29 protein-coding genes are annotated in these 20,248 nt (G+C 64.7%); 8 read left to right on the top strand and 21 right to left on the bottom strand.

The genetic code is table 11. From position 1 onward, the window contains the following. The first annotated feature begins 127 nt into the window (after positions 1-127). Together EO094_RS09360 and EO094_RS09355 are read left to right on the top strand one after the other, a co-directional pair. Complete coding sequence (locus tag EO094_RS09360; protein WP_128292061.1) at positions 128-1,594, top strand: aldehyde dehydrogenase; 1,467 nt, start codon at positions 128-130, stop codon at positions 1,592-1,594. A 371-nt stretch (positions 1,595-1,965) separates the two neighbouring features. Next, positions 1,966-2,346, top strand: a complete 381-nt coding sequence (locus EO094_RS09355; RefSeq protein WP_128292060.1) for a carboxymuconolactone decarboxylase family protein — start codon at positions 1,966-1,968, stop codon at positions 2,344-2,346. A 136-nt stretch (positions 2,347-2,482) separates the two neighbouring features. On the opposite strand, the gene EO094_RS09350 is transcribed toward EO094_RS09355, so the two are convergent. Both EO094_RS09350 and EO094_RS09345 read right to left on the bottom strand, forming a co-directional pair. Continuing rightward, on the bottom strand, positions 2,483-3,520 hold the full coding sequence (locus tag EO094_RS09350; RefSeq protein WP_128292059.1) for an aldo/keto reductase: 1,038 nt from the start codon (positions 3,518-3,520) through the stop codon (positions 2,483-2,485). Between the two features lie 11 nt (positions 3,521-3,531). Continuing rightward, entirely contained in the window at positions 3,532-4,713 is a 1,182-nt protein-coding gene (locus EO094_RS09345) for an MFS transporter (protein WP_128292058.1), read from the bottom strand. A gap of 105 nt (positions 4,714-4,818) precedes the next feature. On the opposite strand from EO094_RS09345, the gene EO094_RS09340 reads away from it, so the two are divergent. Both EO094_RS09340 and EO094_RS09335 read left to right on the top strand, forming a co-directional pair. Further along, positions 4,819-5,724, top strand: coding sequence for a LysR family transcriptional regulator (locus tag EO094_RS09340; protein WP_128292057.1), 906 nt, complete (start codon positions 4,819-4,821; stop codon positions 5,722-5,724). Positions 5,725-5,746: 22 nt separating this feature from the next. Further along, positions 5,747-5,884, top strand: a complete 138-nt coding sequence (locus EO094_RS09335) for a hypothetical protein (protein ID WP_205649881.1) — start codon at positions 5,747-5,749, stop codon at positions 5,882-5,884. Positions 5,885-5,976: 92 nt separating this feature from the next. Here the strand turns inward: EO094_RS09335 and EO094_RS09330 are convergent, their stop codons facing one another. Together EO094_RS09330 and EO094_RS09325 are read right to left on the bottom strand one after the other, a co-directional pair. Continuing rightward, on the bottom strand, positions 5,977-6,723 hold the full coding sequence (locus tag EO094_RS09330) for an SDR family oxidoreductase (protein ID WP_128292056.1): 747 nt from the start codon (positions 6,721-6,723) through the stop codon (positions 5,977-5,979). Between the two features lie 106 nt (positions 6,724-6,829). After that, positions 6,830-7,225 (bottom strand): (R)-mandelonitrile lyase, encoded by a 396-nt coding sequence (locus EO094_RS09325; RefSeq protein WP_128292055.1) that lies wholly within the window; start codon positions 7,223-7,225, stop codon positions 6,830-6,832. A gap of 125 nt (positions 7,226-7,350) precedes the next feature. On the opposite strand from EO094_RS09325, the gene EO094_RS09320 reads away from it, so the two are divergent. After that, positions 7,351-8,247 carry a LysR family transcriptional regulator gene (locus tag EO094_RS09320; protein WP_128292054.1) on the top strand — a complete coding sequence of 299 codons (897 nt, stop codon included), beginning with the start codon at positions 7,351-7,353 and terminating at the stop codon, positions 8,245-8,247. A 176-nt stretch (positions 8,248-8,423) separates the two neighbouring features. Here the strand turns inward: EO094_RS09320 and EO094_RS09315 are convergent, their stop codons facing one another. After that, entirely contained in the window at positions 8,424-9,428 is a 1,005-nt protein-coding gene (locus tag EO094_RS09315) for an MBL fold metallo-hydrolase (protein ID WP_128292053.1), read from the bottom strand. 87 nt (positions 9,429-9,515) lie between these two features. Here EO094_RS09315 and EO094_RS09310 point away from each other — a divergent pair, with 87 nt between their 5' ends. After that, complete coding sequence (locus tag EO094_RS09310; protein ID WP_128292052.1) at positions 9,516-9,860, top strand: winged helix-turn-helix transcriptional regulator; 345 nt, start codon at positions 9,516-9,518, stop codon at positions 9,858-9,860. 328 nt (positions 9,861-10,188) lie between these two features. Here EO094_RS09310 and EO094_RS09305 read toward each other — a convergent pair whose 3' ends face one another. The 15 genes from EO094_RS09305 to EO094_RS09235 form a co-directional block, all read right to left on the bottom strand. Continuing rightward, the gene (locus EO094_RS09305; RefSeq protein ID WP_128292051.1) at positions 10,189-10,746 is read right to left on the bottom strand and encodes a hypothetical protein; all 558 of its coding nucleotides are present in this window, start codon (positions 10,744-10,746) and stop codon (positions 10,189-10,191) included. 54 nt (positions 10,747-10,800) lie between these two features. Beyond that, a complete protein-coding gene (locus tag EO094_RS09300; protein WP_128292050.1) occupies positions 10,801-11,583 on the bottom strand; it encodes a deazapurine DNA modification protein DpdA family protein in 783 nt (260 codons plus the stop codon). A 12-nt stretch (positions 11,584-11,595) separates the two neighbouring features. Then, positions 11,596-12,054: a hypothetical protein gene (locus EO094_RS09295; RefSeq protein ID WP_128292049.1), complete on the bottom strand. Its 459-nt coding sequence runs from the start codon at positions 12,052-12,054 to the stop codon at positions 11,596-11,598. Between the two features lie 286 nt (positions 12,055-12,340). After that, positions 12,341-12,736 (bottom strand): hypothetical protein, encoded by a 396-nt coding sequence (locus EO094_RS09290; protein WP_128292048.1) that lies wholly within the window; start codon positions 12,734-12,736, stop codon positions 12,341-12,343. Beyond that, positions 12,714-13,019: a hypothetical protein gene (locus tag EO094_RS09285; RefSeq protein ID WP_128292047.1), complete on the bottom strand. Its 306-nt coding sequence runs from the start codon at positions 13,017-13,019 to the stop codon at positions 12,714-12,716. The genes EO094_RS09290 and EO094_RS09285 overlap by 23 nt, the downstream gene beginning before the upstream one ends. Then, the gene (locus tag EO094_RS09280) at positions 13,016-13,375 is read right to left on the bottom strand and encodes a hypothetical protein (protein WP_128292046.1); all 360 of its coding nucleotides are present in this window, start codon (positions 13,373-13,375) and stop codon (positions 13,016-13,018) included. The genes EO094_RS09285 and EO094_RS09280 overlap by 4 nt, the downstream gene beginning before the upstream one ends. A gap of 15 nt (positions 13,376-13,390) precedes the next feature. Next, positions 13,391-13,624, bottom strand: a complete 234-nt coding sequence (locus EO094_RS09275) for a hypothetical protein (RefSeq protein ID WP_128292045.1) — start codon at positions 13,622-13,624, stop codon at positions 13,391-13,393. Continuing rightward, on the bottom strand, positions 13,621-14,568 hold the full coding sequence (locus EO094_RS09270; RefSeq protein WP_246008450.1) for a DNA adenine methylase: 948 nt from the start codon (positions 14,566-14,568) through the stop codon (positions 13,621-13,623). The genes EO094_RS09275 and EO094_RS09270 overlap by 4 nt, the downstream gene beginning before the upstream one ends. Before the next feature lie 178 nt (positions 14,569-14,746). Next, entirely contained in the window at positions 14,747-15,664 is a 918-nt protein-coding gene (locus EO094_RS09265; protein WP_128292043.1) for a phage Gp37/Gp68 family protein, read from the bottom strand. Next, on the bottom strand, positions 15,664-16,065 hold the full coding sequence (locus EO094_RS18445; protein ID WP_164879613.1) for a hypothetical protein: 402 nt from the start codon (positions 16,063-16,065) through the stop codon (positions 15,664-15,666). The genes EO094_RS09265 and EO094_RS18445 overlap by 1 nt, the downstream gene beginning before the upstream one ends. Beyond that, entirely contained in the window at positions 16,062-16,346 is a 285-nt protein-coding gene (locus EO094_RS09255) for a DUF2312 domain-containing protein (protein ID WP_128292041.1), read from the bottom strand. The genes EO094_RS18445 and EO094_RS09255 overlap by 4 nt, the downstream gene beginning before the upstream one ends. After that, the gene (locus EO094_RS09250; protein WP_128292040.1) at positions 16,346-16,783 is read right to left on the bottom strand and encodes a hypothetical protein; all 438 of its coding nucleotides are present in this window, start codon (positions 16,781-16,783) and stop codon (positions 16,346-16,348) included. The genes EO094_RS09255 and EO094_RS09250 overlap by 1 nt, the downstream gene beginning before the upstream one ends. 320 nt (positions 16,784-17,103) lie before the next feature. Further along, positions 17,104-17,445 (bottom strand): hypothetical protein, encoded by a 342-nt coding sequence (locus EO094_RS09245; RefSeq protein WP_128292039.1) that lies wholly within the window; start codon positions 17,443-17,445, stop codon positions 17,104-17,106. Further along, positions 17,442-17,681: a hypothetical protein gene (locus EO094_RS09240; RefSeq protein ID WP_128292038.1), complete on the bottom strand. Its 240-nt coding sequence runs from the start codon at positions 17,679-17,681 to the stop codon at positions 17,442-17,444. Before EO094_RS09240 ends, EO094_RS09245 begins: the two co-directional genes overlap by 4 nt. Further along, the gene (locus EO094_RS09235) at positions 17,678-18,064 is read right to left on the bottom strand and encodes a hypothetical protein (RefSeq protein ID WP_128292037.1); all 387 of its coding nucleotides are present in this window, start codon (positions 18,062-18,064) and stop codon (positions 17,678-17,680) included. Before EO094_RS09235 ends, EO094_RS09240 begins: the two co-directional genes overlap by 4 nt. A 190-nt stretch (positions 18,065-18,254) precedes the next feature. Between EO094_RS09235 and EO094_RS09230 the strand changes: the two genes are divergently transcribed. Then, entirely contained in the window at positions 18,255-19,106 is an 852-nt protein-coding gene (locus tag EO094_RS09230) for a WYL domain-containing protein (protein ID WP_128292036.1), read from the top strand. Between the two features lie 69 nt (positions 19,107-19,175). On the opposite strand, the gene EO094_RS09225 is transcribed toward EO094_RS09230, so the two are convergent. Then, a complete protein-coding gene (locus tag EO094_RS09225) occupies positions 19,176-19,829 on the bottom strand; it encodes a LexA family transcriptional regulator (RefSeq protein ID WP_128292035.1) in 654 nt (217 codons plus the stop codon). Between the two features lie 41 nt (positions 19,830-19,870). Between EO094_RS09225 and EO094_RS09220 the strand changes: the two genes are divergently transcribed. Beyond that, a complete protein-coding gene (locus EO094_RS09220; protein WP_128292034.1) occupies positions 19,871-20,149 on the top strand; it encodes a carph-isopro domain-containing protein in 279 nt (92 codons plus the stop codon). Positions 20,150-20,248 lie beyond the last annotated feature (99 nt).

Raw genomic sequence — 20,248 nt, 5'->3', positions numbered from 1 at the left:
TATTGAATGAAGTGTTGCGGCATCAAACGCGCTCGTCAAGTGAAAACTGCTCATACAATCATACGTGGACGTCGAGATCGGTTTCTGCCAATTTCGCCCCAACGATCACACGACATGGGAGGTCAGGATGCAGCGCTACGGGCATTTCATCGGCGGGAGCTTTGTCGATCCCGCCGAAGGCGAATGGTTTGAGACGAAGAACCCCTATACGGGTGACGCCTGGGCGGAGATCGCTCGCGGTAGGAAATCCGACATTGAAAAGGCCGTTGCCGCGGCCGAGGCCGGCTTCGATGAATGGAGCGCGTTGACCCCGTCCGCACGCGGCAAAGCGCTTTACCGCCTCGCCGAGCACATTGAGGCGGATGCGGAGCGGCTGGCGGAAATCGAGGTCCGCGACAACGGCAAGCTCTATGCGGAGATGTTCTCGCAGACGAAATATCTCGCCGAATGGTACCGCTATTACGGCGGGCTCGCCGACAAGATCGAAGGCGCCGTCATCCCGACCGACAAGGGCGGGATTTTCAATTTCACCCGCTACGAGCCGCTCGGCGTCGTCGGCATGATCACGCCGTGGAACTCACCGCTCCTGCTGCTCGCGTGGAAGCTCGCGGCCTCACTTGCCGCCGGCAATGCGGCGGTGATCAAGCCGTCGGAATTCACCTCCGCCTCGACGCTCGAATTCATGACGCTCTTTGAAAAGGCCGGTTTCCCGGCAGGCGTCGTCAACACGGTCACGGGCTTTGGCCTTGAAGCGGGCGCGCCGCTCGTGGAGCATCCGCGCGTCTCGAAAATCGCCTTCACCGGGTCCGATATCGGTGGGCAGAAGGTCTATGAGACGGCCGCGAAACAGATCAAACACGTCTCGCTCGAACTCGGCGGCAAATCGCCCAACGTCGTTTTCGAGGATGCGGAGATCGACGCCGCGGTGATGGGGGCGATTTCCGGCATTTTCGCCGCCACGGGCCAGACCTGCATCGCGGGTTCGAGGCTTCTTTTGCAGCGCTCGATCCACGATCGCTTCGTGGAGCGGCTCCTTGAGGTGGCCCGCGAGGCGAAGATTGGCGACCCGATGCTGGCAGACACCAATGTCGGCCCGGTCACGACCCCCGCGCAATATCGCAAGGTGCTGGACTATATCGAAATCGCTCGAGCCGAAGGGGCAAAATGCGTCCTTGGCGGCAAACCGGTCGAGGGTCAGCCGGGCGGGCAGTTCGTCGAGCCGACGGTCTTCACCGGCGTCAGCAACGAGATGCGCATCGCCCAGGAAGAGGTGTTCGGCCCAGTCCTCGCTGTTATCCCCTTCGAGGATGAAGACGATGCGGTGCGGATCGCCAATGCTGTCGATTTCGGGCTCGCAGCCGGCGTGTGGACGAAGGATATGGGCCGGGCCCTGCGCATGTCGGAGCGGCTGCGCGCCGGCACCGTCTGGGTCAACACCTATCGCGCCATCAGCTACACCTCACCCTTCGGCGGCTTCAAACGCAGCGGTATCGGCCGCGAAAGCGGCATCGAAGCCATCAAGGAATATCTCCAGGTGAAGTCGGTGTGGATCGCGACCGAAACCTCCGTCGCCAATCCCTTCATTATCCGCTGAGGCCGAAAAACGGCCCGTTTGAATGCGGATCGATTTTCCGCGATTGACCCCATCAGTTATGATTGTATGATCATCATAATAAGAAGATGGACGCAGGCGCTCCGTGCGAGCGCCTGCGTCACCTCAAAGGGAGGAAAGATGGACCGTTCGGCGGCAGCCGCGCTGAAAGATGCGCAGCCCGGCTTGAGCCCGCGCGGCAGTGCCGCAAAGGCGCGAACCTTTCGGCCAGCGCGAGCCGGCGGAGCTGCCCGGCCGCATCCCTCCCGCACATTAAAACCTGCCTTCACCCGCGGCTTGTGACGTCGCGGACGCTGGGGCGGGCTCACCACAGCCAAATCTGAAGAGAGCTCAGGAAAGAAGGGACCTTAAAGATGGATCAGAAGATGTTCGAGAAGGGGCTCGCCAAGCGCAAGGGAACGCTCGGTGCGGAATATGTGGAGCGCAACCTCGCCGCGGCCGACGAGTTCAGCCTGCCCTTTCAGGAGGCCATGACCGCCTGGTGCTGGGGCTTCGGCTGGGGCGATGAGGCCATCCCGCCGAAAACCCGCAGCCTCATGAATCTCGCCATGCTTGGCGCCCTCGGTCGCTGGCACGAATGGGAAACGCATTGCCGTGGCGCGCTGACGAACGGCGTCTCCAAGGAAGAGATCCGCGCCGCCGTCCATGTCGTGGCGATCTATGCCGGCGTGCCGTGCGGGGTGGAGTGCTTCCGCATCGCCCGCCGCGTCCTGGAAGAAGCCGGCGAACTCTAAGCCCAACATTGCGGGCCGAACCTGCCGTCAATAATCGGATCGGGCGCGCCCACACCCGCCGCTACAAGCGGCCCAGACGACGATCAACGAGGCGATCCGTGACAGGGGCCGCCTCGTTTCGCGTTTTGTGGAGGTGTCAGCCCACGATCGGCGGGTCGAGGCGCGCAAAACCCTCCTGCCGGCGATAGGGGAAATGCGGATAGGGCGCGGTCACGGCGCTCGCCTCGTCCAGCGTCGCGATCTGCTCCTCCGTCAGGCTCCAGCCGAAGGCAGCGAGATTCTGGCGAAGCTGTTCTTCGTTGCGTGCCCCGATGATGACAGAGGAAACGGTCGGGCGCTGCAGCAGCCAGTTGAGCGCGATCTGCGGGACCGTTCGGCCGGTCTCCTCGGCGATGGCGTCGAGGGCATCGACGACACGGTAGAGGTGTTCCTCCTCGACTGGCGGTCCGAAGCTGGCGGTTTCATGCAGGCGACTTCCCTCGGGCAGCGGCGCTCCACGGCGGACCTTGCCGGTGAGCCGGCCCCAGCCGAGCGGGCTCCAGACCATCGCTCCGAGCCCCTGATCGAGGCCGAGCGGCATCAGATCCCATTCGTAATCGCGCCCAACCAGGGAGTAATATACCTGGTTGGCGACATAGCGGGGCCAGCCATGGCGGTCGGCGACGGCGAGCGATTTCATGATCTGCCAGCCGGCGAAGTTGGAGACGCCGACATAGCGGACTTTGCCGGCGCGAACGAGCGTATCGAGCGTCGACAGAACTTCCTCGACCGGGGTGCCGGCATCGAAGGCGTGAAGCTGCAGGAGATCGAGATAATCGGTCTTCAAGCGCCGCAGCGCATCCTCCACGGCCCGGATCAGCCGAAAGCGCGAGGATCCCGCATCATTTGGCCCCTCGCCCATGGGAAGGCCGGTCTTCGTCGAGATCAGCACCGCATCGCGCCGGCCCTTCAGCGCCTCGCCGAGCACGGTTTCCGACGCACCGTCGGAATAGACATCGGCCGTATCGAACAGGTTGACGCCCGCCTCCAGGCAGATGTCCACGAGGCGGCGGGCTTCGCCCGCATCCGAGGTGCCCCAATTGCCGAAAAGCGGGCCGGTGCCGCCGAAGGTGCCTGCGCCGAAGCTGAGAACCGGCACCATGAGGCCGGATTTCCCGAGGGGTCGATATTCCATGCGATTGATCCTTATTGAACGGGATTGCAGGAAGGCGTCAGAGCCGTGCTCTTGCTCGCCCTGACGGCGGTCAGCGCCGCAGCGATGGCGAGAAGAGGAAACAGCGCGGCCGTCATCGGCACCAGGCCAAGGCCCGGGCCGTGTTCGATGACCATGCCGCCCGCCCAGGCACCGATCGCGTTGCCGAGATTGAAGGCCCCGATATTGAAGCTCGAGGCGAGGCTCTGGCCGGCGCCTTCGGCCTTCGACAGCACCCACATCTGCAAGGGCGCGACCGTGGCAAAACCCGCCGCACCGAGGAGACCGGTGAAGACGATCGACGCAATCCGGCTGTCGAGGGCGAAGGTCATCGCCGCCAGAACGACAGCAAGGGCCGCCAGCGTGGCAATCATGGCGCGGACCAGGTTGCTGTCGGCCAGCCGGCCGCCGAACAGGTTGCCGACGACCAGACCGCCGCCGAAGACCAACAGGATCGGCGAAACCGCGGCCTCATGGAAATCGCCGATCTGCGTCAAGAGCGGCGCGATATAGGTGAAGACGGCGAAGACGCCGGCATAGCCGAGAACGGTCGTCAGCAGACCGAGCAGCACGGGACGGCGGGCGATGGCGCGCAGATCGGAGCGCCAGTTGGAGATTTCCGGTCGCGCTCGGTCCTGCGGCACCAGGGCCGCAAGCACGACAAGCGCGACCAGCCCCACAAGCGTCACCGCCCAGAAGGTCGCGCGCCAGCCATAATGCTGGCCGAGCCAGGTGCCGAAAGGGACACCGAGGACGGTTGCGACAGTCAGCCCCGTGAACATGATCGAAATGGCGGAAGCGCGCTTCTCCTCGGCCACCAGCCCGGTCGCGACCACGGCACCGACGCCGAAGAACGTGCCGTGCGTCAGCGCGGTCAATACGCGCGCGGCCATCAGCCATGCATAAGTCGGGGCGAGCGCGCAGGCGGCGTTGCCCAGAACGAAAATGACCATCAACCCGACGAGCACATGCTTGCGCGGCCAGCGCCCGGAAAGCGCAGTCAGGACCGGCGCGCCGATGGTCACGCCGAGGGCGTAGCCGGATATCAACAGACCGCTGGTCGCAATCGTGACATCGAGCTCTCGGCCAATCTCCAGCAGAAGGCCCATGATGACGAATTCTGTGACGCCGATGCCGAAGGCTCCGACCGTCAGGGCGTAGAGCGCCAGCGGCATGAGGCAGTCTCCATCTTCATCTGCAACGTTTTCCCGCAAGGTAGAGATTCACGGGCGGATGAAATAGAATGCGCCCTGGCACATAACTTATGAGATGAATTCATCATGGGACGGCTGGACGTCAATCGGTCCGGGGAGATGGAAATGTTCGTCCGCGTGGTCGAGCAAGGCGGCTTCTCGCCCGCTGCGCGCGCCGCAAGGATGACCCCTTCGGCGGTGAGCAAGCTCATGAGCCGCCTGGAAACCCGGCTCGGCACAAGATTGCTCAACCGTTCGACGCGCCAGCTCCAACTCACGCCGGAAGGCTGTGCATTCTACGAACGGGCGACACGCATCCTCGCCGATCTGGAGGATGCCGAGAGGGCGGCTGGTCTCGGCGAGCAGGCGGTCGGCCGGGTGCGTGTCAATACCAGCGCCTCCTACGCCAATCACATCCTCGCGCCGCTCCTGCCGGCGTTCCTTCAGCACTATCCGGGGGTGACGCTCGACATCGTCCAGACCGATGCGGTCATCGATCTGCTGGCCGAGCGCACCGATGTCGCAATCCGGGCCGGACCGATGAAAAGCTCCAGCCTCGTCGCGCGCAAGCTCGGCGAGACGCCGCTCACCATCGTCGCCGCACCCTCCTATCTGGAACGCTGCGGAGAGCCGCATTCGATCGCCGATCTCGACGCGCACACTTGCATCGACTTCGGCTATGCGCGCGCCGTCGATGGATGGTCATTGCGGGAGAACGGCAAAACCGTCGTGGTGCCGGCGACGGGCCGCGTGCAGGCCAGCGACGGCGAGGGCCTGCGCCGGCTCGCGCTGGCGGGCGTCGGCCTCGCGCGCCTCGCCGCATTCACCGTGCGCGAAGATATAAGCGCCGGCCGCCTCGTGCCGGTCCTTGCCCATCTCGATGCGGGCGAGAAGGAAGCCTTCCACGCAGTCTATCTCGGCCAGGGCGGCCCGCTGCCATCGCGCGTGCGGGCGCTGCTCGACTTCCTGGCGGAACACGGCAGGGTGACCTGAGTGGCGGCGACAAAGTCGCGAGATGGCCGTCACACGCAATGTCTGCGCGTTGCGGCAGACGGGAGCAAGGCACGCCGTGGCGATCTATGCCGGCGTGCCGTGCGGGGTGGAATGCTTCCGCATCGCCCGCCGCGTCCTGGAAGAAGCCGGCGAACTCTGAGAAGTCGTGGCCCGATCCTCGCTTTGAAATGGGAGGATCGGGCGCGCTTGCGGGCCTTTGACGCGAGCGATCGCACAAGGGCCATTTTTGTCTCAGACCGGCTGGCTCGTCGGCCGGAACAAAATCTCGTTCACATCGACTTCGGCCGGCTGGCTGACCGCAAAGGCGACCATGCGGGCGAAAGACAGCGCCGGAACCGCAATTTCAGCGACGTGCTCGCGGACACCCTTGGCGATGTCCTCTTCGCTGATATGGTCGAGAAGCTCGGTCGTGACCGCCCCCGGCGAGATCACCGTCGTACGGATGTCGTAGGGCTTCACCTCTTGCCGCAGCCCCTCCGAAATGGCGCGCACAGCGTATTTCGTGCCGCAATAGACGGCCGCACCGGGCGCAACCTTGTGTCCGTAAACGGATGACACGTTGATGATGTGCCCGCTCTTCTGCCGCTTCATGTGAGGGAGCGCGGCAGCGATCCCGTAGAGCACGCCTTTCACATTGACGTCGACCATACGGTCCCATTCGTCGATCTTCAGACGTTCAAGCGGTGCCAGCGGCATCAAACCGGCATTGTTCAACATGACGTCGATACGGCCGAACGTCTCGACAGCCTTGTCGACGAGCGCCGCCACCTGATCGCGGCGGGTGACATCCGTGGTCACGGCGAGAGCCTTCTGGCCTTGATCCGTCAGTTCCTTGGCAATTGCGTCGATGCGCTCCGCTCGGCGCGCGCCGAGAACCACCGTCGCACCCTGCTCGGCGAGATGCCGCGCCGTCGCTTCGCCGAGACCGCTGCTGGCGCCGGTGATGACGATGACCTTGCCCTTGATGTTGTCACTCATTGGAAAACTCCTTGTTTGTTGGATCCACAGCCGAGGCGCGGAACGCTCTGACCACCTTCCGAACGCCACAGCTTCGGCGATGGAGCAGCCGGCGGTTCTCGCCTGCTCATTTGCGGTATTCCTCGTCCGTTACATGCTCCAGCCAATCGACCGGAGAGCCGTTCAGCTTCTCCTGAATGGCGATATGCGTCATGGCGCTCGTGGGCGTCGCGCCATGCCAATGCTTCTCGCCGGGCTCAAACCAGACGACATCGCCCGGCCGGATCTCCTCAATCGGCCCACCCTGGCGCTGAACCCATCCGCAGCCCGCGGTGACGATCAGCGTCTGGCCCAAAGGATGCGTGTGCCAGGCCGTTCGCGCCCCAGGCTCGAAGGTGACGCTCGCTCCGGCGACCCGCGCCGGGTCGGGCGGGCTCATCAGAGGATCGATGCGAACCGAGCCGGTGAAATAGTCTTCCGGCCCAGGGGCAGAGGGCTGGGAGCCGCTGCGTTTGATATCCATTCTGGCCTCCTTCTCGCCTGAGAATGCGTGGACACCTCCATCGGCGCCTTGGCCCCAGATATAATCACTCCCATTTGTCCAATTAGGCCATATTATCTGAAAACACTTATTAGCCGGCCTAATCTATGCCCTCCGAAAACCTCAACGATCTCGCTGCCTTTCTCGCCGTTGCCCGGGCACGCAGCTTCACCAAGGCGGCGGCAAATCTCGGCGTCTCGCAATCTGCTCTCAGTCAGACGATCCGCAATCTGGAAAGCCGGCTCGGGCTGCGCCTGCTCTCGCGCACCACGCGCAGCGTGCAGACGACGGAAGCCGGCGAGCGCCTGGAGCTCGTGCTCGGAGCACGTCTCGACGAGATCGACGCGGAATTGGCCGCCTTGAGCGAATTGCGCGAGAAACCCGCCGGCACGATCCGCATCACCGCCGACGAACATGCCGCAACGATGGTGCTGTGGCCGGCGCTTGAACGCTTCCTGCCGGACTATCCCGACATCAAGGTGGAGATCGTCATCGATTTCGGCCTGACCGACATCGTCGCCGAGCGCTACGATGCCGGGGTGCGCAGCATCGAAATGGTGGCGAAGGACATGATCGCCGTCCCCATCGGCCCCGACATGCGGATGGCCGTTGTGGCAAGCCCCAGCTATTTCGAGGCGAGGCCCCACCCGCAAACGCCACAGGATCTCACCGCGCACAATTGCATCAATCTGCGGCTGCCGACCCATGGCGGGCTGTACGCCTGGGAGTTTGAAAAGAACGGGCGAGAGCTGCGTGTACGCGTCGACGGGCAGCTTGTCTTCAACAGCGTTGCGATGCTCCTGAAGGCCGCGCTCGCAGGGCTCGGACTGGCCTATGTGCCCGAGGCGGAGGCCCGGCCACATCTCGACGACGGGCGCCTCGTCCGCGTGCTTACGGATTGGTGCGAGCCGTTCTCGGGCTACCATCTCTACTACCCGAGCCGGCGCCAGCAATCTCCCGCCTTCGCCCTTCTCGTCGACGCGCTGCGCTACAAAAAGAGGTGAACGCCGCGGGCACAACAAAAAGCCTGCACGAGGCTCCACGCGCGCAGCCGCGCCTGCAGGGCCAAAATATGCGCACCGGGCGAAAGCAGAGCTATGTCTGCGCCATAGGCCTCCTTCATGCCGAAGCCGATGACCCGGCGACCTGGATCCCGCTGAGGTGGATCACGGGAAGCGGATCACTTGGCCGCCTTGGTGATCCTCCCCTGGTAGGGCTGCGCCGTCCATTGATAGCCGCTGCCGTTTTGCGTCACATGGCCAAGGCCCGGAAAAGTGACATGCTCGGCGGCGATCAGTTCGTGCGTCTCAGCCAGCTCGGCAAGCGTGCGTTCGCGCGTCGCCCGAGCCTGCGCCGGATCGGCGTCGAAATCCGCAGTGACGTCGGGACGCGCAAACTGCACTTCGGCGGCGTGGATGATGTCTCCCACCACCAGAACATGCTGCCCCTGGCTGGCGATCCGGTAAAAGCTGTGTCCCGGTGTGTGGCCCGGCGCAGGAATGGCGGTGATTTCGGGAAACAGCGCCGTCTCGCCGGTGAAGAAATGCAGCCTGCCGGCCGCCTCGTAAGGCGCCAAAGCCGCGCGCCCCTCGGCGAACATCTTCTTGTGGCTTTCGCCCGCCCGCGCGCGCTCGTCATCGCTCATCCAATAGTCATATTCGGCTTGCGAAAGGTAGATATCGGCATTCGGGAAGACGCGCTCGCCCGCGACCGTCAGGCCTCCCGAATGATCGCCATGAACATGGGTGAGCAGAACGGCGTCGATCGTTTCGGCGGGATAGCCGGCCTGTTGCAGAACCGTGGGCAGGCGTCCACAGCACGCACCGAACAGCGCGCCGGCGCCCGCATCGATCAATATCCGCCTCGAGCCCGTATCGATCAGAAACGCGTTGATCGACGTGTCGCGTCGCGTCGTCTCGCCCACCTTCTCGAAGGTCGCCTGGATTTCCTCAGGCGACATCCCCTTCAGGATTTCATCCCACGGTATTGCCGCGGTGCCATCGGACAGGACGGTGATGGTGAGTTCGCCCAGTTTGAACCTGTAATAGCCCGGCGCCTGCTGCTGTGCCGGGGACGTGACGGCAATCTCCACGTCGGACCCGGCGCCTTGCGGCGCGGCCAGGGCCAAAGGCAGAGAGCCAGCGGCCGCAAGAGCGAGGCCGGTGACGATCGATAAAAAGCGCATCGAAATTGCTCCAAGAGTGGGTTGAAGCACGACAACTAAGAAGGTACACCTGAACTAGGAAGTACCTACCTATTGGTAAGTTTTAAAATGTCTGATTTTCGAAATCTCGAATGCGACGTCATGAACCCGGATTGTCCGGCACGTGCAGTGCTTTCCCTGCTTGCAGAGAAATGGTCGCTGTTGACGTTGCATGCGCTGAGCGAAGGGACGATGCGAACGAGCGCCTTGCGGCGCAGGATCGGCGGCATCTCCGAAAAGATGCTGATCCAGACGCTCAAACGGCTCGAAGGTGCGGGTCTGGTGACCCGGTTCGCCTACCCTGAAGTCCCTCCGCGCGTCGAATACTCGCTCACCGAACGGGGAAGATCGCTCAGCCCTCTTATCATCGCTTTCGACGAATGGATCGAAGACCATTCCTTGGAAATGGTCTGACAGGGGACATGGCCCGACAGCCTCACTCGCCCGCCGACATGCGCTCGTTTTCGGAAAGCCTGCATCGCCGGCCCGGCGCAAACGAAGAAAACCCAGCAAGCGGGCTCAAGAGCCACTCGACAGAATGCGAGAGCGAAAATTCTGATTTTTAGGGGAAATGGCGCACCGGAGAGGATTCGAACCGCGCGGCAAGGAGGGCTCATTTCGCCGATTTCCGGGGGCTTTCAGGGCGCCTCGCAATCGCACGTAGGGCCATTTGTAGGGCGCATTGTAATGCAAAACGGGCGCTGATCTGATGGGGTGATGCTGCGCCCGGCGGGCCGTCTGGTCAAGTCAAACAGTCCGAAGAGGGTGGGGATTCGCTCAGGGATATCTTCACGAGCCAATCAATCACGCCCCTCGGCGGATAATCCGGATGGCCCCAGCCGCGGCACCTTATGCCGTAGATGAGCTGCAGGAGGCGCCCCTCCTCATAGCGGGCCTGCGATAATGCGGTTCGCCCCAGCAGGAGATGCAGATCGCAGTCCCAGCCAATGCGTTTGAGGGCGGAGGCGGGCGTCTCGGCAAGGATGCGCTCCACGATCTTTTCGTGGTCGAAGGGGCGTCCGTGCTGCATGTCGAGGAAGCCGAGCCGAAACGCGGGATGCGTGACGATCGCGTGATTCGTGGAGAACTTCGAAGTGGCCTCGCCACGGGTCGGGGAGTTCCGTCCTTCTGAACGCCCCACGTCGCTCGGGCCAGGCTCAGCGGGTTGCGGGCGGGCCGGACACGCCCAATCGTCGCAATAGAAGTCCGGCATCTCCCGGCCTCTCTCAGTCCTGGCCGTCCGCATGAGGCGCCGCGATAGCTTCACGGCCCAGCCTGGCAGATTGAGGCGGTTGGGCATCGCGGCTCCTTGATCGGAGCGCACAATGTCGGAAACGGATTAGCTTGTGGAGTCTCATGCCGCCGCCAGCGGCAAGGACATTTGCCACGGTTCCGGAGTGCGGGCCGTCGTCTGCGAAATCTTCATGGCGAACCCTCTAGCCTCCTGCCAGCAGTTTGCGTTGCCACCGCGACGGCGAGCTGCGAACGACCACGCCATGCTGTCGGCCGTCGCCAGCAGCGTGCGAACGCCTGGGTGCATAAGAGCAATCTGCTTCACCCCGAAGCCGTGAAGACGAAGGTCGGGACGTACCGCCGCTATTGCCTCAAGCACCTCGACAATGCGCTCCGGAGAGCCGTTGCGCTTGCATACCGACCCGACACCGACCCACATTCCCGGCTTCAATCGATCGCCGTACATGCGCACATGCCGGACATAATCCTCCGGCGTGTACCCTTGAAGCACGGGCATGACCGGGAAGGGGCAGGTCCCACCAAACAGCCGATCCAGTTCGGCGGCCAGGGCATCGTACCGCTCGATTGTGAGCCGCTGGTGATCGGCGATGGTCAGCCCGGTCTTAGCGAGCATGAACGCTTCGCACATGTAGTCCTGTGCAACGGCAGCGGCGATCTGAATGATACCCGCTGTATGCAACCGATGAAGCTCCAGGGCATAGATGGACACGCTGTGCCGATACTCGCCGTGAAGGTGGAGCTCGGTGAACGCACCGCTGTCCACCAAGACCCGACTGCAGGCTACTGGCTTCTTACGCCCTCGCAGACGGTTGATGCTGATGCAACAGAGATCGAAGTGCTGTGCGTCGGCGGGCTGATGAAGGCCGACAAAGAACAAAAACAATGTCGGCCTCTCTCAGTCCTGGCCGTCCGCATGAGGCGCCGGCAACAGCCCGCGTTCTTCGACGAGCTCGATCAATGTCTTGCCCTCGTGGCTCAGCATGTGCGGCATGAACACGGCCGAGAACGACAGAACCCCGCATTCGACGGCCGTCACCTGTCCCTTGATCCAGTCGCGGAGGATCGAGTTGACCGCGACCAGCCCCTGATTAAGCGCGTCGGCCTCGTATTGCGCGCGGCTGTTGCGCCGGCGCGGCGTCCATGGGTTGGCAGCGAGATACATCGCCGCCCAGCCCCTGGCGGAGGCGCGCAGCTGCACGTTGCGGCCGCGATGGGTGAAGGCGAGCACCACCTCTTTCGCCTCGTAATCGTCCATGAAGCCGACCGACGAGCAGCCGAAGCGCTGCAGGATCTTGGAGATTTCGGCGCGCGCCGCGGCGCCGCTCGTGGCGCTCGCATAGGGAACGGCGGTCATGATCTCTCACCCATGGCCCGGCTCATCATGCATCTCGCTCTGCGGCGCTTGCAGATAGCACCAGTTGTTCAGTACGAACCGATACATGTCGCCGGAAAGCTCCTGCAGAGCTTCTCGCGCCTGCTGAGGCGCCTCCACCGTTTGCCCAACGCCGGCGGCCAGACTGTCAGCAAGAGCTGCGATTGCCGATAGGCGCGGCTCTCCGGCCAGGAGCGTCTGTATCGCCGCATATATCCGAAGGCGATCGGGATCGTCCGCGCCGCAAGTTCTGTCCTGACCGCTCCCCTCAGCCATCGGCCTCGCCCTTCGCCTTGTTGCGCTGACATGCGGCATCCAGTCCGGCATGTGTGAGGACCTCACGGAGCGGGACGAAATCCATGCGGTACCCGTCCGGGTAATGCTTCCGAAACATCTCGTGCCGATCGGGACGCGAGCCGCACACGACTCCGAGATCGTGCGGCATGTAGCCTTCGGCAGAACAGATGTGGCCGCCCAGCACTTGCCCATCTTCCGCGAGCAAGACGCCGCTGTACCAGCCGGGACGGCCCCCGTTGTTGAAGCCGTAGATGACCGGCAATTCGTCATCGGGCTTCTGGTGCGGATTGAAGACGGCATATTCCTTGTCGCCCCACACCGACAGATGCTCGGCGAGATAGGCTTTAGCCGCAGCTTCGGTCGTCATGATTGTTCGCCTCCCAGGCATTGATGATCTCGTGACAGCGGGTCGCGGCGCGGGCGAGCCAGCGGGGATCTCCGGCGTGGCGGCCGTCCTTTGCGGTGACGCGCGTCAGATGCACGGCGCGGATTGCCATCGCCGCGGCGAGCGCGGCCTCCGAGGCCGCTGCCAGGGCGTCGGCATGGACGACATAGACGAGGTTGTTCACCGCCCGCTCGGCGCGCGCGGCCTGCATGTCGGCCGCCAGAGCGCGGAGGGTTTTGAGGTCGGTTTCGCGGGGCCGTGTCATCGGCGCACCGCGTTGTCGTCCGGCTTTCGCCCTCTCTGCAAAGACGTGGCGAGACGGCCGAACTTGACCTGCCTCATTTCATAATGAGACTGCAGCCCGCGCAGCGCCCGCGCCAGCGTCAGGTCTCCGTTACGCTCTTCCCAGTCGCTGCGAGCGCCATAATCGGACGACGCGGCGTCATACCAGACGCGGCCGTCCTTTTCGGTCCGCACGACACGGAGAGTAGAGAGGCGGTTGAACCCGCTCGACTGAATGCCCGTCGCCGCCATGCGCGCCGGGCTGCCGCCCTTGTGCACCGTCCAACGATATCCCGGCATGATCGCCATCAGCTCTTTGCGAAAATCGGCGGTCTTCATCTCGGTTCCCCTCCCTCACCCGGCCGCAGCTTGGGCCCGTGTCGCGGCGATGGCGCGCACGCGGTCGAGCGCGTCTTCGCGCTTTTCCAGAGCGGCACATTCGCGGTCGAGCCTGTCGAAAATCGGCAACAACTCCTCGCCATGCCGCAACACCAGCGACGCGGCGAGCGCGCGCGCCCGCGTCAGCTCGGCAAGACCGCCCCTTGCCTGGGGGGCCCGCCGCCGCGTGGCGAGGAGGTCGCGGGTCATGCCTCGCCCCCGGCAAACAGGGGCCCATGGCCGAGTGCATCCTGGCACGCCGGGTTGAGCCACAGGCACTCGGTCCGCTCGCGCGCGCCATCGGCATAGGCCTTGCGTTCTACGCGCAGCCAGCCGGGCAAGAGGTCGTCGTAGAGCGGGCTTGGATAGCCGGAGAGCACGACCATACCGGCGAGGCCGCGCAGCGCCTCCAGCAGCGCGGCATGATCGTCTCGCGTCATTTCGTGGCGGTAAAGCGCACGCATGCCTCCACCCCCTCGCGAGATCCCGCGCACTTCCGGCAGATAAGGCGGATCGATGTAGTGCAACGTCGTCGGCGCATCGTGCTGCGCCATTACCTCCGACGCCGGACGGTTCTCGATGACGACACATCTCAAACGGTCGATGAAGGCAGGAAGTGCCCCCGGGAATTGCTCCCAATCGGCGGAATGAGCCTTCTGCGGATGGCTTCCTCTGGCGCGCGCACTGCTTGAATTGAACCACCCGCCGGATGGCATGCCGACATAGTTCGACCAGTCCTTCGCCGGTGTCGTGCCGTCGCGACGGCTGTCTGCCCGAAAGCCGGTTGACCCAGCCCCCCTTTCCCAGCTCGCATGGGCGTTCGATCCGAAGCCCATGAACGACCGGATGATCAGCCGCCGCGATTGCTCCACGGGATCGTCGCTCGGTTCATACGCGGCCCGAAACTCCGTTCGGGCGAAGGGTGTCAGCTGCAGCAAGTCGATCAGCCTCTCAGCGAGATCGGGATTGCGCAGAACACGAAACAGGGTCACCACCTCATCGTCGAGGTCGTTGTAGATCTCGGCATAGACGCGCGGCTTTCTGAGGAGCACGGAACCAGCTCCGCCGAACGGTTCGACATAGACGCGGTGCGCCGGGAAATGGGAGATGATCCACGGCGCGAGGCGCCACTTGCCGCCGTGCCACCGGAGCACGGGCCGCGTCGGGGCCTCATGGGTCGCGCACGCCGCGGTCACCTTTCGCCGCCGCATGTCGGGCAGACGAAATGCCCGGCCCTCTCCAGCCAGCCGAAGAGTCCGGCATAGCGCCGCCTGGCGGCCGCACCGATGCCGCAGAAAGCGAGTTTTCGTGGGCAGTCGTGGCAGGTGAGGATCATGCTGCTGCCCTCGCGAGCACGTCCGGAACGGCCGAATGCTCGACACCATCCAGGAGCCGACCGGCCCGCGCCTTGCCGATGCGCACAGCCTCGTGTTCTTGGTCGTATTCGCAGTGATCGAAGGCTCCAATGCCAGGCCCCGACCCGCCCGGCAGATGCCGCAGGTCCGGCACGCCGATCCACTCGCCATGCTGTTTGAAGAAAAACGGCACGCGGTGCTCGGCGCATTGATCGCGCAGGTCGCGCGCCCAATCGGGATGCATCGGCCGGGCGTTCGGGCCGCTCTCGCCGCCGCAGATGACCCAGTCGATGGCCTGAACCCATCCGATGTCGTCGTTGACGAAGCCCGTCAGCGCGTTGAACGTCTCGCCGTGCGGGTTTTCGATCGCGGTGAGATCGAAGCCCTCAAGAAGGGGCTCGGCCGACATGAAGCGCACGCGCGAATGCACCTGTGCCAGCTCCCAAAGATTGCGGCCGGCGCGCTTGCGGTCCTCGACCGTCGTGCCGGGCCAGACATTCTCGGGCCAGGAATGGAGCCAATCGAGCGGCACCATGCGCAGAATGTTCTGCGGGCGCTTCGTCAGCAGCAGCCACAGAAGGTGCGGCGTCGCCTCGATCAGATCGAAGAAATCGCGGCGCCATTCATTCGGCACCTGGTTGTCGAAGGGGTCGCAGAGCGACGGAAACACGCTTTTCCGCGTGCCGGCCTTTTCGGCCTCGCGGTTCCACTTCAAGGGGCGCTTCCAATAATCCGTGCTCGTGCGCCGGCGCTCGCCGGCCCAAAGCTCCGGCGAGCCGGTGCGTTTCGCCCAAGACGCGGCATAGCAATGGTCGCAGGCCGGCGCGATCTTCGTGCAGCCGAGCCACGGGCTCCACGTCGCGTCGCACCATTCGATCTTGGTGTCCGCGCTCATCACAGCACCCACACATTGCGTTCGTTCGGATCGTGCAGCACGCACATGCGGAGGAGCTCAGCCTTCGTCCATCCGCCGTCGCTCGCCGCGCCGTCAGGCAGCGCCTCGACCTCTTCCCGCAGCTCGCCCCAGGTGGGCGCGTGCTCTTCGCACCAGTAAAGACCGGGCTCGGAGGCGTAATGGCCGCGGTCGCCGTCAAAGAGCGGTACCGCGCATGTCTCGCAATAGCCGAGGACCTCGGTGACGCCAGCCGCCTCCAGCATCTCGTCGCGCGCGTTGGCGATCACTTTGATCGCCTCGTCGAACGGTTTCCGCGCATTCTCGATTTTCGCGATCGCCATTTCGAGCGACGCCACCCGCTCACCGAGCGCGATGCGCTCTTCCTTCGTCATGCTGTTCATGCCTGGTCCCCCGCATCCGGCGCCATGCCGAGGGCGTGCATGTAGAGGTCGAGGATCGCCTCCTGTTCCTGCCGCTCGGCACTGTCCTGCTTGCGCAGCTTCACGACCTGGCGCATGACGGCCGTGTCGAAGCCGTTCGATTTCGCCTCAAGGTAGACGTCGCGAATGTCGTCGGCGCGCTCCTTCTTCTCTTCCTCCAGCCGCTCGATGCGCTCGATCAGCGAGCGCAGCTGATCGGCCGCGACACCGCCGGTGCCGCGCGTGTCGGTTGTTTCAGCCATCACGCATCTCCCTTTTTGCGCAGATCGATCGCCTCGCCGCACGGCTTGACGAAATGGCGCGCTTTGTTCGAGATGTCCGCCGTTATGACGTCGACGATTTCGCGCATCAGCGGGCCGGATCGACTCGCGCCGGCGCAGTAAGAGGCAGCGATCTCGATGATCTGCAGGGCGGTCACGGACGCAAATGAGTTCGAGACTTCGGCAAAGCCGGCGGGTCCCTTTGGGAGCGCATCGCGCGCCATCCAATCCAGCCACGCCTGGCGATAACCGCGCTCATAAAGAGAGCCCGCGAGACGTAGCTCCGGATTGTCAGACGCCATGAGGTCATCTCCGGTCTGCTTCGCTCTCGCTGCAAGCGCCTGCTCGCCGACCCCGATTAAAATGCCATCTGCGAGCTTGCGAACGACATCGTTCGGCATGGGTGTCTCGTCAGCCATCGCGGCCTCCTCGTTTTGGGTGCTGGCGGTGATGCGTCAGCGCGCCGCCTGGGCTTGGGATCTGAAACGGCGCGGCCGGGGCGCGGGCACCATGCCCGGCCGGCCCTGGGGAGCAGGTTGGGGGTTGACCGGAAGGCCCGGCCGCGCCGTCGTCCGCAGAGATCGCGCCGCCGCGGCGCTCCTCGTCTGCAGGGCGAGAAGGTGCCGGCCTCGCACCGGCTCGGGCGCTTGAGCGCGCCTCGCTCACCCGCCGGACAATCTGTCGGCGGGGCCCATGCCCGGGGATGGGGGCTTCGGCGGGCAGGGAAAAAGAGAGAAAGCTAGACATTGCCCTCTCCATCAAAAGGGATGTCGTCATCGTCGACCCCGCGATCGTCGACCTCGCGCCGTTCTTCGATCCTGTATGCGACCGGACGCACCGGACGCGGATCGCCGGAGGCCTTCGCATAGTCGCGCGCGATCTCTTCGGAGACGGGACGCAGCGCATAGAGAGAGGTGCAGCCGTAGAATTCGGTGACGTCCTCAGCGCCCTCCACCGGGATGTCGATGCGCAGAAGCTTGCCGCCAAACGCCTCGACCTCGCGCACATAGCCGACGCGACGTCGATGCCCCATCAGCTCCAAGGCCGCCCATCCTTCATAGGCTGTGTCTTGCGCGCTCATGACCGCATCTCCGCCTCTAGCGCGTCGATCTCGGCGAGGAGGTTGTCGATCTCGGGGAGCGTGGCGACCGCGTGCAGGCGGGCGACATGGTCGTCGGCGTCGGCGCAGATGCGGCGGGTCAGACCGGCGAGGCGGCGGGTGCAGGCGGCCAGCCGCTCATGCGGACGCTGCAGCACCACGGCGCGCGCGACCTCCGCACAACCGATGTCCGGAATGATGGTCGGAACGTATGTCATGACCGCCCCTGCCCCGACTGAACCGCCGCGATGACGAAGGCGACCAGAAGCGCGCCGACGGCGGCAAAGCCCGCGACGAAAGCGGTGACGGCGAGCTTTTCGCCCAAGGCCGGATCAAGCGCCGGATCGGCCATCGCCGCGATCGATGCAGCGGCGAGCGTCAGGATCGCGGCGAGCGCCAGCGTCAGGGCGACATGGCCGCGCCGGCGCCGGCGCCGCTCGGCGGGCGACGGCCCGAACAGGCCGAAGGCATCCTGCGGCACACGCGGCGCATTGATGTCGCCGCTGAAATAGACCGGGAGCGGCCGATCGGCATCGCCGGACGCGCTGTAGATCTTCGCCGGGCGATAGGCGTTCTGGGAATTGTCGAGCGGGTTGCGCATCGAAGCCTCCGTCGAGATGACTGAGGCGAACGTTACGCGTTTTGCGTAATCACGTCAACGCATTTTGCGTAATTGCGCAAAGAGCGTTTTTCCTGCGACGAATCAGCGGGCCGCGTCGCGCTGTGCGCGCACGCCCTGCCGCGTTAGCATCCCGGGTTGACGTTCGACCGTTTGTGCAACGGGTTCGCGCATGACATGGCTGATCATCATCATGGCGATCGCGGGTGCGATCTGGCTCGCCCGGCGATGGGCCGCGAGCAACGACGACGACGCGCATCGACAGCAAAGCCGAGGGGCATCCGCGGGCGATTCCCGCACATGGGTTTCAGGCGCGTCCGGTTCCGCCCCTTCCCGGTCATCGCCCCGGCCGCCTCTGGGCCCGCCGGAGGCGCCGCCCGGCCCGAACAAGGCGCATGCCGTCTCGGGTCTCGTTTTCGGCATCACCTACCAGAACCGCGACGACGAGCGGTCGCGCCGCGTCATCGAGGTCAAGGACGTCTACGATTCCGGCCGGTCCGATTCCGGCCAGGCGCTTTATGTCGACGCCTATTGCTTCTCGGCCGAGGCGGAGCGCACCTTTCGCGCCGACAGGATTCTGCGCATGATCGACCATCGCTCCGGCGAGGAGATCGCCGATCCCAAAGCCTATTTTGCGCGCTTCGTCGATCCGCCGTCGGAGGTGAAGCGTTCGCATCAGGCGGTGATGAACCGGGCACGGCCCGGCCTTCGCGCGCTCATCTGGATCGCCCGCGCCGACCGGGAGCTCGCCCCCGCCGAGGTCGATCTCCTTCTCGATTACATCGCGGCGCGCAACGCCTATGGGCGCGAGCCCGGCGAATGGGACCGCGATCTCGCGCGGCTCTGGATCGTGAACGACCGGCCGACCTTGAACGAGGCGGCGGGCGGCATGTCGCGCATCGGCGGGTCCGGCGGCCAGGTGGCGCTCTTCGAGAAATTTTCCGAAGCGATGGTGGATCTTGCCGGCGAGGATCGCCGCCTTGAGGATCAGCGCCGCGACAGGCTGATGAAGCTTCTTCGATGAGGGTTTACGAAATCAGCCTCTCAGGTCACGAAACCAGGCTCGGCGGTTTACGAAATCCGGGGTTGGGGTTTACGAGATCAGCCGCATCTTGACGGGCGCGACCCAGGCGAGCGCCACGTTCTCGATGTCCTCGAAAGCCGGGTTGTAGGAGCGCAGCCGATAGGTGCCGGGCTTGTCGCCCGGGCGCAGGATCTTGAGATATCCCTCGCCGTCGACCGTCATGACGACGCAGTCGCGGTTGAGGGCGCGCTCGATATCGGCACCCTCCACGCGCGAGCAGACGAGCACGTCGCCGTTGCGATAGGCCGGCGCCATCGAGGAGCCGCGCACCCGGACGGCGACGGGATCGAAATCGGCGAAGTCGAGATCGATCGTCTCCAGCGAGGCGCCCTTCTCGTGATCGTCGATCGGCACGACGCGCTCGCCGCCACCGACATAGCCGACGAGCGGCACGCGCAGATGGTTGCGCGCCGGCGCCATCTCACCCGTCAACAGCCAGGCGGCCGACACGCGAAAGGCGCGCGCATAGCGCTCCGCGGTCGCGGATGAAAAGCCGCGGTCGCCGTTCTCGTGGCCGAGATAGGTGGAGATCGCCCAGCCGAACGCGCGGGCCGCGTCGCTGCCCGTGGCATAGCCCGCATCCTGCCGCGCCTGGCGCAGGCGGTCGCTTTTTCCCGAGGGTCCGGATGACATGCGCGACATATCGCATTTTGCGTCATGCATGATGCGTTGCCTTTGTTACGCAAAACGCGTAATGTGGAGCCATGAAGGACATCGCATCGATCGCGGATCTGTTCGACGCCCTGGGTGGCTCCACCCGGGTCGCCGGGCTTTTCGACCCGCCCGTGCCGGTTTCGACCGCTGCCGAGTGGAAGCGCCGGCGTTCCATTCCCGTCATCCGCTGGCCGACCTTGATTGCGGCCGCCCATGCAGCGGGACTTTCCGAGGTCGGCACCGATCTCCTGGTCGCGCTCCATGCCGGCGAGGTCGACCTTTCCGCCCCGACCGACCGGGCAATCCGGATCGCGCCGGAACAGGCGTGACGACGATGCTTGCCGTCTCTTTCCTGGCCCCCTCTCGCCATCCTCCCCGCGCCTCCCAGCCGGACGTGCTCCCGGCCGACTGCCGGGGCGCCGTCTCTC

This window comes from Afifella aestuarii (genome assembly GCF_004023665.1).
GTDB lineage: Bacteria > Pseudomonadota > Alphaproteobacteria > Rhizobiales > Afifellaceae > Afifella > Afifella aestuarii.
Note: the sequence above shows the minus strand (reverse complement) of the source record. Positions and strands in the feature narration are given on the sequence as shown.